13 protein-coding genes are annotated in these 12,434 nt (G+C 64.3%); 3 read left to right on the top strand and 10 right to left on the bottom strand.

Annotated features, from left to right (window positions below):
• Window positions 1–22: 22 nt before the first annotated feature.
• The 5 genes from HMPREF0298_RS11745 to HMPREF0298_RS01680 form a co-directional block, all read right to left on the bottom strand.
• Window positions 23–124, bottom strand: coding sequence for a 30S ribosomal protein bS22 (locus HMPREF0298_RS11745; RefSeq protein ID WP_003855542.1), 102 nt, complete (start codon window positions 122–124; stop codon window positions 23–25).
• Window positions 125–367: 243 nt separating this feature from the next.
• The gene (locus HMPREF0298_RS01695) at window positions 368–559 is read right to left on the bottom strand and encodes a helix-turn-helix domain-containing protein (protein WP_006839357.1); all 192 of its coding nucleotides are present in this window, start codon (window positions 557–559) and stop codon (window positions 368–370) included.
• Between the two features lie 179 nt (window positions 560–738).
• Entirely contained in the window at window positions 739–1,548 is an 810-nt protein-coding gene (proC, locus tag HMPREF0298_RS01690) for a pyrroline-5-carboxylate reductase (protein WP_040422353.1), read from the bottom strand.
• Window positions 1,549–1,645: 97 nt separating this feature from the next.
• On the bottom strand, window positions 1,646–2,353 hold the full coding sequence (locus HMPREF0298_RS01685; RefSeq protein ID WP_006839355.1) for a hypothetical protein: 708 nt from the start codon (window positions 2,351–2,353) through the stop codon (window positions 1,646–1,648).
• Window positions 2,353–3,297 (bottom strand): Ppx/GppA family phosphatase, encoded by a 945-nt coding sequence (locus tag HMPREF0298_RS01680; protein ID WP_083789481.1) that lies wholly within the window; start codon window positions 3,295–3,297, stop codon window positions 2,353–2,355. The genes HMPREF0298_RS01685 and HMPREF0298_RS01680 overlap by 1 nt, the downstream gene beginning before the upstream one ends.
• Window positions 3,298–3,309: 12 nt before the next feature.
• Here HMPREF0298_RS01680 and HMPREF0298_RS01675 point away from each other — a divergent pair, with 12 nt between their 5' ends.
• Window positions 3,310–4,212 (top strand): DUF3109 family protein, encoded by a 903-nt coding sequence (locus HMPREF0298_RS01675; protein ID WP_006839353.1) that lies wholly within the window; start codon window positions 3,310–3,312, stop codon window positions 4,210–4,212.
• Here the strand turns inward: HMPREF0298_RS01675 and HMPREF0298_RS01670 are convergent.
• From HMPREF0298_RS01670 to HMPREF0298_RS01650, 5 genes are read right to left on the bottom strand one after another with little or no spacing between them, the layout of a single operon-like run.
• Window positions 4,209–4,901 (bottom strand): response regulator transcription factor, encoded by a 693-nt coding sequence (locus HMPREF0298_RS01670; protein WP_006839352.1) that lies wholly within the window; start codon window positions 4,899–4,901, stop codon window positions 4,209–4,211. The two genes, HMPREF0298_RS01675 and HMPREF0298_RS01670, sit on opposite strands and share 4 nt — an antisense overlap.
• Window positions 4,898–6,160: a sensor histidine kinase gene (locus HMPREF0298_RS01665; RefSeq protein ID WP_006839351.1), complete on the bottom strand. Its 1,263-nt coding sequence runs from the start codon at window positions 6,158–6,160 to the stop codon at window positions 4,898–4,900. The genes HMPREF0298_RS01670 and HMPREF0298_RS01665 overlap by 4 nt, the downstream gene beginning before the upstream one ends.
• Window positions 6,161–6,167: 7 nt before the next feature.
• Complete coding sequence (locus tag HMPREF0298_RS01660) at window positions 6,168–6,917, bottom strand: phosphoglyceromutase (protein WP_006839350.1); 750 nt, start codon at window positions 6,915–6,917, stop codon at window positions 6,168–6,170.
• Window positions 6,918–6,957: 40 nt separating this feature from the next.
• Window positions 6,958–8,223 (bottom strand): D-inositol-3-phosphate glycosyltransferase, encoded by a 1,266-nt coding sequence (mshA, locus tag HMPREF0298_RS01655; protein ID WP_006839349.1) that lies wholly within the window; start codon window positions 8,221–8,223, stop codon window positions 6,958–6,960.
• Window positions 8,224–8,268: 45 nt separating this feature from the next.
• Window positions 8,269–9,252 (bottom strand): MinD/ParA family ATP-binding protein, encoded by a 984-nt coding sequence (locus HMPREF0298_RS01650; protein WP_006839348.1) that lies wholly within the window; start codon window positions 9,250–9,252, stop codon window positions 8,269–8,271.
• 192 nt (window positions 9,253–9,444) lie between these two features.
• Here HMPREF0298_RS01650 and HMPREF0298_RS01645 point away from each other — a divergent pair, with 192 nt between their 5' ends.
• Both HMPREF0298_RS01645 and HMPREF0298_RS11740 read left to right on the top strand, forming a co-directional pair.
• Complete coding sequence (locus HMPREF0298_RS01645; protein ID WP_006839347.1) at window positions 9,445–11,166, top strand: long-chain-fatty-acid--CoA ligase; 1,722 nt, start codon at window positions 9,445–9,447, stop codon at window positions 11,164–11,166.
• A gap of 78 nt (window positions 11,167–11,244) precedes the next feature.
• Window positions 11,245–12,434, top strand: a protein-coding gene (locus tag HMPREF0298_RS11740; RefSeq protein WP_157464353.1) for an IS3 family transposase whose coding sequence is annotated in 2 segments (ribosomal slippage) — window positions 11,245–11,524 and window positions 11,524–12,434 — 1,191 coding nt annotated over the 2 segments. Because the reading frame shifts where the segments join, the coding sequence is not laid out codon by codon here. This gene is flagged as partial in the annotation.

Genomic DNA, 12,434 nt, shown 5'->3' with positions numbered 1-12,434 from the left:
TTGTGTCGCAGTTGCAGGCGTTTTACTTGCCGAGCTTGCGTCGCTGAACGCGCGTGCGGCGCAGCATCTTGCGGTGCTTCTTCTTGGACATGCGCTTGCGGCGCTTCTTGATAACTGAACCCATGTGGTTTCCTCGTTTCCTAGTTGTATGTACATACCTGCCGGCGGGCGAAGGTCGCAGCGAGCGGGCTAGAACACACGCGGGGCCCTTAAACGAGGTGCACTCTCGGGGGCCCACACAAACCCACGCGCACGCTGGCACGAATGCTTACCAGCATACAGCCGGGCACTGAAGCCACCAAAAAGGCTCCGGCACCCACACCGCGTGGTTGCGCGGGGGAAGCCGGAGCGGGGGTTGGTAGGGCCGTTAACCGACGTTGTACACCGAGGAGTCGAGATACTCGGTGACTGCGCGCTCGTTGACACGGAACGAACGTCCCACCCGCACAGCGGGCAGTTCGCCTGCGTGTACCAGGCGGTACACCGTCATCTTGGAGACACGCATGATCTCGGCAACCTCAGCAACAGTGAGGAACTTGCCCTTTTCTTCATTAGCCATAATATAACTTACCCTTCAGCACGGTCGCGCTGTAGGCTTCCCCTCCCACAGGACGATCACGCACGTGCTTTAACTAGACTAGCGTGAATCGAGGGCAAGGTGCGACTCAAGCGCCCAGAATGTTCCCAAGTTTTCATAGTTAAGCCAAAGACACGCTTGTGATTGCTGGGACGTAGCGGCTATCGGCCCAGTTCAGCCGAGCGCTTCGCCGCGGCCTCCGTGGCACGGTAGAGCGCGCCGCGGACCCCGGATTCCTCCAGTTCGCGAATCGCCGCGGCCGTCGTGCCCGCCGGGGAGGAGACGTCATAACGCAACTGCGCCGGAGTCTTCTCACCCAGCAGCATCTCCCCGGCGCCCGAGGCGGTGGCCACGGCGAGCTCCCGGGCGACATCGCGCGACAGCCCCAGCGACACCCCGGCATCGATCAACGCCTCGGTGAAGTAGTAGAAGTAAGCGGGCCCGGAGCCAGAGACGGCCGTGGCGGCGTCGATAAGCTTCTCGGGCACCTCAACGACGTGCCCCGTCACGGCCAGCGCTCCGAGCACCTGGGCGCGCTTCTCCTCATCGACGTAGCGGCCACTTGCCGCGACGTGCACACCCTTGCCCACCAGCATGGGCGTGTTCGGCATGACGCGCACCAGCGGGGTGCCGGCCGCGGAGACGGCGCTTTCCATCGCGGCGAGCGTGATGCCCGCGGCCATCGAGACGACCGCGGTGGATTCATCGTGGCGCGCGATCGTGTCGCTGATCTCCTCGAGTACCTCGAGGATCTGCGGGGGCTTGACGCACAGGAAGCAGATGCCGGCATCCGTGACTGCCTCGGAGTTGTCGCTGCCCGTGATAATTCCGTAGCGCTCAGACAGCTGCGCCGAGCGCTCCGGGGAGCGGTTCGTGGCGAAGATCGACGTCGGCTCAACCCCGGCGTCGACGAGCCCGGCGATCAGCGCCTCCCCGATGTTGCCGCCGCCGATGACGGCAATCTTGCCCAGCTGATCAACCTGGGCGTGGGCGGAAGTGTCTTGTGCGTTCTTTGCTGTATCCACGACACCCACAGTGCCACAACCCCGGGCATCCCCGCAGACGCGGCTAGAGGCCGCTGAGCAACCCCGGGCCGAGCGTGACGACGAGCGCAGCCACACCCGCCAGCGACATCGTCAGCCCGTCCTTACCGGTGCGCAACGCGCGCACACCGACAACCACGGCCACGGTGACCGCCAGCGCCAGGATCACGGCGACCGCCAGCGGCAGGTTCGCCCACACCCACTGGAAGGCGATGAAACCCAGCACGCCCGCGAGCAGGCCCAGGAAGACAAACAGCACGAGCAAGATCGGGTTGACCGCCGCCTCCGCAGCGACCTCGGCGCCGGACTCAACCTCGTCCTGACCAGTGTAAACGGGCTCGTCGTACGCGGGAGCTGGCGCGGGCTCCGGTGCGTCCGCAACCACGGGGATTTCCCCGGTCGCCTCGACCGGATCCTGCGCGGGGCGCTGGAACTTCGACCACGTGGTCACCGAATCGCGCAGCGGCTGCGGCTCGGCCTCGACCTTCTTGATCACCGTGGTCTCGGATGCGTCTGCCGGCTCCGGCTCGACCGGGTCGATGGGCACACTCGAGTGCTTCGCCTCCACCGGGCGGGCTTCCACCTTGCGCAGGGAGCCGGTGAGCTCGGCGACGGACACGCCGCCTTCATCAAGGCTGCGGCGGCGCCGGCGGCGCGGCTGGTCGGCGCCCGGGTTCTCTTTCTGGGCTCGCGAGAGAAGCTCCGCGACAGTGAGCTGCGAGTCATCCGACATTAGCTCTCTCCTTCATAGTTCGGTCCCTGGTCGATCCAGCGCAGGATCACGCCCTCACGCAACGCCCACGGGCAGATTTCTAACTTATCAATATTTAAGGCTCTCATCGCGGCTTCCGCGACCAACGCACCCGCAACGATCTGGTGGGAGCGGTCCGCGTTGATGCCTTCGAGCTCGGCACGGTCCGCAGCCGTCATGCGGGAGATGAACGCGATGAGCTGGCGCAGGCCAGGCGCGGTGAGCGTGCGCTTCACAAAAGGCCCAGCTGACGACGGCGCGGCACCCGTCAGGCGCGCAAGCGTGCGCAGCGTCTTTGACGTGCCCACAGCCAAACCGCTGCCCCCGAGCGCCCGGAACTGCTCGGCGGGTGCGGCGAGCTCCGCGTCGATGAAGTCGCGCAGCAGGTTGATCTTCTTGCGCTCCGGCGGGTCGGTGTCGAACCACTGGTGGGTCAGCCTGCCGGCGCCCAGGTCCAGAGAGACAGCCAGGTCGGGCGTTTCCTCGGTGCCGGTGGACATCTCGAGCGAGCCGCCGCCGATGTCAATATTGGTGATCCGGCCCGCGGACCAGCCGTGCCAGCGGCGCGCGGCGAGAAACGTCAGGCGTGCCTCCTCCTCGCCCGTGAGAATTTGCAGCGCCACGCCCGTCTTCTTCTCCACGCGGCGCAGCACGTCGTCGGAGTTGGTGGCGGAACGGATCGCGGAGGTGGCGAAGGCGAGAAACTCCTCGCACTTCAAGTTCATCGACAGGTCTTTCGCTTCCTGCACCGCGCTGACGAGCTTGTCGACGCCCCTGTCCTCGATCGCCCCGTCCTTATCCAGGAGCTCGACGAGCCGCAGAGGCTGCTTCCAATCACTCATCGGAGTCGGGCGCCCGCCACTGTGGGCATCCACCGCCACGAGATGGACGGTATTGCTGCCTACATCTAATACACCTAGTCGCACACACCTAGCGTAATGGGTCTACGGTACTCAAGTGTGAATCAACCAACCCGAAGCCCCGTTTATCTCGGTTTTCCCGCCACCTCCCCCGCCGGAAAGTCAATCCTCGCGGGGCGCGAGGTTGCCCCGGATTTCCCCCGCGAGTGGTTCGAGTTTTCTCACCCGGAAGACCCGAATCACTACATCGTGGTCGATCTCACGTGGCTGGAATCGACGTGGAGCTGCCGGTTTGGCACGCCGGAGTGCCACGGCATCGATGAGGGATTCCCCGTGGTGGGTTGCTGCATCCACGGCGCCTACCTCTCGGACGAGTCCGACCGCGACGACCTCTACAACGCCGTGGCCGAGATGCCCGCCAAGTACTGGCAGCTGCGCCCCGGCGAGGTCGACTCCTTCATCGAGGCCGCTGACCCGGTGGTGCTTGAACCGTGGCTCGAATGGGACGACGATCAGGACAGCGACGACAGCGAGGATGGGCCGAGCCTGAAAACGGCCCGGGTGGACGGGGCCTGCATCTTCGCCAACCGCGCCGATGCGGTGACAGGGCCGGGGTGCGCACTGCACCAATGGGCCCTGGCGGAGGGCCGCAGCATCATCGGCTCCAAACCCGAGGTCTGCTGGCAGGTGCCGCTGTCGCGCGAGGACGAGTGGGTCGAGCGCTCCGACGGCGAGCAGGTTTTGCGCACCACCATCGGCGAGTACGACCGGCGTCAGTGGGGCGGCGGGGGCGAGGACTTCGACTGGTGGTGCACAAGCGCTACGAACTGCCACACCCCGGGTGGCACCCCCGTGTGGCGCTCGATGAAGGACGAGCTCACGGCGCTGATCGGGCCCGCGGCGTACGCGGTCGTCGAGAAGCATTGCACTGCGCGCGCCGCCTTGCCTGACGACGCCAAAGCGACGCACCCCGCCAGCTAGGCCTCGAACTTGTAGCCCAGACCCCGCACCGTCACCAGCTGGGTGGGGCGCGACGGCGCGACCTCGATCTTGGTGCGCAGACGCTTGACATGCACGTCGAGGGTCTTGGTGTCGCCCACGTAATCGGCGCCCCAGATGCGCTCTATGAGCTGGCCGCGGGTGAGTACCCGGCCAGGGTTGCGCATCAGGTATTCGAGCAGGTCGAACTCCTTCAGCGGCATGGAGACCGGCTCGCCGTCGACGAAAACCGTGTGGCGCGAAACGTCCATCTTCACGCGGCCGCCCTCGAGGATTCGCTCGTCGGCCTCGACCTCCTCGTCCACGACCTCGGGGCCGCGGCGCAGTACGGCGCGGATGCGCGCGATGAGCTCGCGACTGGAGTAGGGCTTGGTCACGTAGTCGTCGGCGCCGAGCTCCAGGCCGACAACCTTGTCAATCTCGGAGTCGCGAGCCGTGACCATGATGATTGGCACAGCGGAGACGGCGCGTATCTTCTTGCACACGTCGGTTCCGCTCATCCCGGGCAACATCAAGTCAAGCAGGACCAAATCGACTGAATCGCTGTCGAACTCCCTCAGCGCGCTCTGCCCGTCGGGGGCGACGATCGCCTGAAAGCCCTCCTTGCGCAGCAGGTAGGCCAACGGGTCGGCCAAAGATTCTTCGTCTTCAACGATGAGAATCGTCGTCATTGCTTCTCCCTTTCCTTACGGCGCATTGCAACCCGGTTGACCGCCTGCCTCAAACCTGCCTGTGGTTCAGCAGGCTGCGCGCCGGGCTGCTCCGACTCCCGATCGGCCAGAGTGACCTGAGCCTCGGGGGTGTATATCGGCAGCTCGATGGTGAACGTGGACCCCGTTTCGGGCCTCGACCATAACTTGATGTTACCGCCATGGTTGGCCACGACGTGCTTGACAATGGCCAATCCCAAACCCGTGCCGCCCGTCGCGCGCGAGCGCGCCTTATCCACGCGGTAAAACCTCTCGAAAACACGCTTCTGATCCTCGGGTTCGATCCCGATGCCACGGTCGGTGACACGGATCAGAATCACCGAATCCCGCACGACCTTCTGGGTGATGGTCACCGGTTGGTTGTTCGGAGAGTAGTTGATCGCGTTGGACACCAGGTTCGACACTGCGGCGGTCAGCAGCGCCCGGTCCCCCATCACCTTGATGCCGGTGCGGGGAGAGCGCGTCAGCTCGATTTCGCGGTTGTCGGCGGTGACTTGATTGCGCTGGATGGCGTCGTCAATGACATCGTCGACACGCACGGGCGCCATGTCGGGCAGCGCCTCGGCTCCCTGCAGCTTGGACAGGCTGATCAGGTCGGTGATCATGTCCCCCATGCGGTGGGACTCTTTGAGCAGCTTCTCGCCGAAGTAGGTCACCATCTCGGGGTCGCCCGGGTCCTGCAGCAACGCCTGGGCCAGCAGAGACACCCCGCCCACCGGCGTCTTGAGCTCGTGGGAGACGTTGGCCACGAAATCGCGCCGCGCGGACTCCATGCGCACGTTCTCGGACTCGTCGGTGCCGTAGACGATGACGAAAGACGTGTCTGTGAGTGTCAGCGGCTTGACGACGGCCCGAACGCTGCGCACCAGGCTCCCCGTGGCGCGTTTGGGCAATTCCAGGTCGATGGTCCGCGTTTCCAGGTCCTCGAACACCTCGGCCGCCGTCTCCATCACCGTCGGGTTGACCGTCCGGCCGTGGACGATGGACATCTCGTGCGCACGGGGGTTTGACAAGATCACCCGGCCCGTCCGGTTGACCACCAAAAACCCGGTCGTGGAACCTTGGATGGCCAAGTGCAGGACCTGGCTCATGGTGCTGACGTTGTTGTCTTCATCCTCGGGCGTGGATGCGGCTTTCGCGCGCCGGTCAAACCAGTACGCGATCAGCAGCGCCGTGGTGGCGGCAATTGCTCCGAGGACGAACGCTAGGACGGGTGACAAGTCGCAATTACTTCTGGTTGCCCTGGCTGGCCACAGCCGCTGCACCCGCGGCGGCTGCCTCCGGGTCGAGGTAGGTGCCACCCGGGTTGAGCACCGCGCCGCGGGAACCGATTTCATAGACCAGCGGCATGCCCGTCGGAATGTTCAGGCCCGCGATATCCTCGTCGGAGATGTTGTCAAGGTACTTGACCAGCGCGCGCAGGGAGTTGCCGTGCGCAGCGACCATCACGTTCTTGCCCTGCAGAACCTCCGGCAGGATAACGTCCTCGTAGAACGGCAAGAAGCGCTCCACGACATCCTTGAGGCATTCGGTGCGCGGCACCTGCGGCAAAAACGCGTAACGCGGGTCGTCGGCCTGGGAGAACTCGTTGTCGTCGGCCAGCTCCGGCGGCGGGGTGTCGTAGGAGCGCCGCCACGTCATAAACTGCTCCTCACCGAACTCCTCGCGGATCTCGGCCTTGTTCAGGCCCTGCAACTTGCCATAGTGGCGCTCGTTGAGGCGCCAGTTGCGCTCGACGGGAATCCAGTGGCGGTCGGCGGCGTTGAGTGCGATGTTCGCGGTGCGGATCGCGCGGCGCAGCAGCGACGTGAACACGATGTCGGGAAGAATGCCCTTGTCCACGAGCAGCTGGCCCGCGTTGGCGGCCTCCTGCTCGCCCTTCTCGGTCAGGTCGACGTCGACCCAGCCGGTGAATTGGTTGGACTTGTTCCACGTGCTTTGTCCGTGGCGAAGCAGAATCAGCTTTCCGTTGCTCATGCGTCTAGCATGCCACGAAAACCGGCTCCCTGCTGCTCAATTAACCACCGAACGGCTCCCGCGGCGCACCACCCGGGACGAACTCGGCGAGAGTGTCCGCGTAGACCCGGCTCAGGCTCCGCGCCGAGGCCGCCCAGCTGAAGCGGCGCGCGTGCTGCACCGCTGCGGTGCCCATTCCGATGCGCCGGGCGTCGTCGTCAAGCAGCTGCTCGAGCGCGTCCGCCCACGCCTCGGTGCCGTGCCCGTCCACTAACACCCCGGTTTCCCCCTCGGCTACGGCCAGCGGGAGCCCGCCGACTCGGGCCGCGACCACGGGGGTTCCCGTCGACTGCGCTTCGACGGCGACCAAGCCAAAGGACTCGTTGTAGCTGGGAACCGCGACGATGTCGGCCGCCTGGTAAATTGCCACCAGCTCCTCGGGCGGTCGCGGGCCGAGGAAGCGGACCCGGCGCGCGATCTTCTCCTCGCGGGCGAGCGCGCGGTAGCGCTCCACGCTCGAATCGCTTCCCGACGCCCCACCACAGATCAGGACGTGCACGTCGCGCTCCGGATTGCGCCGCAGAAGCTCCCCGGCCGCGCGGATCAGCACCTGGGGGCCCTTGAAATCCTGCAGCCTGCCGACGAACGCGACAACCTTGGCGTGCAGCGGGATGCCCAGCTGGCGCCGCGCCAGCTCCGTGTTGCGGTTCGACCCGGGGGTAAAAAGCTCCGTGTCGGCGCCGGGGGTGACCACGGCGATCTTCGCCGGGTCGACGTCGTAGTGCCGCGCCAACTCCGCGATCTCGTCCGGGGTGTTGACCACCACGGTGTTCGCGTTGTCCACCAACTGCTGCTCGCAGATGCGGCGCGCCTCGCCCTCCGGCTCCGCTTCCGGGGAGCGGTGCGCGTTTTTAACCGCCGCCCAGGTGTGCCCTGTGTGGACCAGCGGGACTCGCGCCAGGTCGGCTAAGAGCCACCCCACCTGGCCGGAAAGCCAGTAGTGCGAATGAATCAGGTCATAAGACAGGTTGTGCGTGCGGGAGAACTGCAGGATCCCGCCGGCGAACGCGGCAAGCTGCGTCGGCAAGTCCTCCTTGGCCAGGCCCTCGTAAGGCCCGGCGACGATGTTGATCACGCGCAGGCCTTCGCTGACTTCGACGATTTCGCCGTGGCTGGGCCGGGTCGCCCGCGTGAAGATATCCACCTCGACGCTGCCGCGCACGAGCTCGCGCGCGATGTTGAGGACGTAGACGTTCATGCCGCCGGCGTCCCCGGTGCCCGGCTGCTCGAGCGGGGAGGTGTGCATGGAAATCATCGCGACGCGCATGGCACCGATTCTAGAGACGCTAGTTGCCAGTTGGGCCCAGTCGGGTTAATAGGCGGCGTGACGGTGCCAGGAACCAAAGTCGGCGGCGACTTCCGCGGCGAGCAGCCGGTAGGCCCGCACCGTTCGCGGGTGGAGGCGGTCGAGCTCGACAACCGCTCCCTCGGCGAGGTGGCGGTCGTAGGGGATGACGTGGACTGCGCGTGCGCGCATGTCGAAGTGCTCGGTGAGCTTGGCGATGTCAATGGTGGGCTTGCCCGGCGCATTGGTCGAGACGACGACCACAGCGTTCGCGGCCAGCTGGTCGTGGCCGTGCAGGCTCAGCCAGTCCAACGTGGCCGCCGCCGATTGCGCGCCATCGAGTGCCGGGGAGGTCACCAGGATCAGCGAGTTGGCCAGATCGAGCACGCCCGACATGGCGGAATGCATCAGCCCGGTTCCGCAGTCGGTGAGGATGACGTTGTAGTGATGCTGCAGGATGTCCACGGCGCGGCGGTAGTCCGCTTCGCTAAACGCCTCGCTGACCGCCGGGTCGCGCTCGGAGCCGATCACCTCGAGGCGCGAGTTCGCCTGGTGCGTAAAGGCTCGCACCTGCGCGTAGCGCGATGTGTCGCGCGCGGCGAGCAGGTCGCGGATCGTCGCCGGGGTCGGCACTGCGGCGCGCTGAGCCAAGGTGCCCAGATCCGGGTTGGCGTCGATGGCTATCACCCGGTCGCCACGCAGCTGGGCGAACACTCCCCCGAGTACCACGGTGGTGGTTGTCTTGCCCACCCCGCCTTTCAGCGACATCACGGCGATGCGGTAATCGCCGCGCAACGGGGCGCGGATGGCGTCGATAAGCTGCTGCTCCTGCAACTCCTTGCGGGAGCCGCCCGGGTTGATCCGCCCGCCGGAAGCCGTGTGGAGCATCCGCCGCCAACCGCGCCGCGGCGGCGCGGCGACCGGGTTGAGAAGCGTCGATTGGTCCAGCCCCGGCGGCGGCAGCAGCTCTTGATTGGTCCAGTGCTCGCCAAGGCGCGCGGCGTCGTGCATGGCAGTTCCCCCTGTGGTTGTGTGCACCCCTTTGCACAATTTATTACCTCATTTCACGCGGCTCGCAAGGCGAGACCCCACCTGGAAAAGGACTGACGTTACCTTTCGCCCCATTTGTGATACGGGCCACGATATTTTCTTTATACTAATAAAGAACCCATCATTGTCAACGAAAACCCGAAGGAGTCTCTTATGGGCGCATTCGAAGAAAAGGCGTGGTTGAACCACTACGCCCCCTGGACACCGCACGAGGTTGAGCTAGGCGATGACACCCTGGTCGACATCTACGAAGGCAACTTGGCGAAGCACTCCAACCGTACGGCGACCTGGTTCTTCGAAAAGACCATGACGTACGCGGACCTCAACGAAAAAGTCCTGAAGGCCGCGGCGGGCTTGCAGGAGCTGGGCGTCAAAAAGGGTGACCGCGTCGCGCTCGTCATGCCCAACTGCCCACAGCACATCATCGCCTTTTCCGCCGTAATACGCCTCGGCGCGATCGTTGTCGAGCACAACCCGCTCTACACCGCCTCGGAGCTCCTCCCCCAGTTCCAAGACCATGGCGCCAAGGTCGCCATCGTCTGGGACAAGGCGGCTCCGATGATCTCGAAGCTGCGCAAGGACTCCCCGCTGTCCACCATCGTCTCGGTCAACATGATCGACGAGATGGCGCTGAAGTACCGCCTCGCCCTGTCACTGCCCCTGCCGAAGACCAGGCAGCTGCGCGATCAGCTCACGGGCGACGCTCCGGCAACGATGCCGTGGTCGTCCCTGCTGCTGGACAAGCCCTTCGAGGCCCCGGAAGAGATCACGCAGGATGACACCATCCTGATCCTCTACACCTCGGGCACCACCGGCCCGCCGAAGGGCGCCCAGATCACCCACGGCAACCTCAACTCCATGCTCAAGACCGGTCTGGCCTGGGTCAAGGACCTGGGCAAGGAGCAGGAGAAGATTATGGCGATCCTGCCGCTGTTCCACGTCTACGGCCTGGCCCTCACCATGGGCCTCGCCATCGGCACCGGCGCCGAGCTGATCTTGGTCCCGGCTCCGGAACCGCCGCTGATCGCCATGGCGATGAAGAAGAACCCCCCGACGTTCTTCCCGGGCGTACCCACCCTCTACGAGAAGATCGCCGAGGCGGCGATCGCCAACGACAAGACGTACCCGACGATCCGCAACTCGTTCTCCGGGGCGTCCACCCTGCCGGAGTCGACGATTGAGAAGTGGGAGAACATCACGGGCGGCCGCCTCGTCGAGGGGTACGGTCTGACCGAGACCTCCCCGATCCTGACCGCCAACCCGATGGACGGCAACCACCGCCCGGGCTACATCGGCCTGCCGTTCCCGAACACCGAGATCCGCATCGCCAACCCGGACAACCTGGACGAGACCATGCCGGACGGCGAGCCGGGCGAGCTTCTGGCCCGCGGCCCGCAGGTGTTCAAGGGCTACCTGAACAAGCCGGAGGCAACCGAGAAGGCGTTCCACGACGGCTGGTTCCGCACCGGCGACATGGGTGTGATGGAGTCCGACGGCTTCGTCCGCCTGGTCTCGCGCATCAAGGAAATGATTATCACCGGCGGCTTCAACGTCTACCCGGACGAGGTGGAAAAGGTGATGAAGGAGCACCCGGACATCGATGACATCGCCGTCGTCGGCCGCCCGCGCACGGACGGTTCGGAGGACGTGGTGGCATGCGTGACTCTGCGCGAGGGCGCGGTCATCGAGTCGGATGCGCTGCACGAGTACGCCCGCGAGCGTCTCACCGCGTACAAGGTGCCGCGCACCTTCTACCACTTCGAGGAGCTCGCCCGCGATATGACGGGCAAGATCCGCCGCCGCGAGGTGCAGGAGACCCTCATTGAGATGCTCGAAGAGGGCGACGACACCAAGGTCGGGGAGGAAAAGAGCTAGCTCGCTTAACGACGTCAAAAGAGCCGGTGTGAAGCGTCCTGGGTTTAGTTCGTACCTCAGCTAAGGAAGGATTGAACTATGCCTAGAAAGTATTCCGTCGAGTTCAAGGAGAAGGCGGTCCATCAGATCATCGAAATGGTCCGCCTGGAGTCTTGCTCACTGCAACGCGCCTACACGGAGGTCGGTGAGCTGCTTGGTGTATCCCACCACACGTTGCGGGCTTGGTACCGTGACAGCGCTTCAGTACGCGATAATTCTGACGCTTCAGGCGGCGAAACAATGGAAGAAGAACTCAGGCGTCTGCGTCGAGAAAACCGCGAACTGAAACGAGCAAACGGGATTCTTAAGACAGCTTCGGCTTTTTTCGCGGCGGAACTCGACCGACCCACGACCAAATGATCTCCTACAGCGACGCGTACAAAGATCAATTTGGGGTCGAGGCCATCTGCAGAGTTCTAAAACAGGCAGATCGTGGATTCATCACCTCTCGTGGCTACCGCAAGGCGACCACTCGTGTTCCCAGTGCAAGGGCCTTAAGCGATAGCCTGCTCATCCCAGAGATACAGCGTGTGCATGCGGAGAATTTCTCGGTCTACGGCATCCGCAAAGTGTGGCACGTGATGAACCGTGAAGGCTTTCATATTGGTCGCGACAAGACCGCACGTCTGATGAAACTCGCAGGCGTTTCTGGCCGCAGACGTGGGCGAACCCCAGTAGCAACGATCAGCCTGAAGACACCGGATCATCGCCCGGACCTTGTGCGCCGAAACTTCCGTGCGCAGGCACCAGGCAGGCTTTGGGTTGCCGACATTACCTACGTTCGCACCCTGTCAGGATTCGCTTATACCGCGTTTGTCGTGGATGTATTCAGCCGAAAAATTGTTGGTGTCGCTACACGCTCGACAATGCGCACCAACACGCTGCCGATGGAGGCTTTGGAGTATGCGTTAACGACTGCAGGGCGAATCCATGGAAACCAGCTAATTCACCACAGCGATCGGGGCAGCCAGTATGTGTCACTGAAGTATTCCACTGCGCTAGCTGAGTCAGGAATCCGCCCGAGTGTGGGATCAGTCGGCGATTCTTACGACAATGCACTAGCCGAAACAGTCGACGGTCTCTACAAGACTGAACTGATTCATGCCCAGGGCCCGTGGACGTCGGTCGGAGAAGTCGAACTGGCCACCTTGCGGTGGGTGCATTGGTGGAACACTAAGCGACTTCACGAAGCATTGGACTACGCCACCCCACAGGAAGTAGAAACCGAG

Source organism: Corynebacterium lipophiloflavum DSM 44291, from assembly GCF_000159635.1.
Taxonomy (GTDB): domain Bacteria; phylum Actinomycetota; class Actinomycetes; order Mycobacteriales; family Mycobacteriaceae; genus Corynebacterium; species Corynebacterium lipophiloflavum.
The sequence above is the reverse complement of the archived record's forward strand: the minus strand, read 5'-3'. Positions and strand labels throughout refer to the sequence as shown.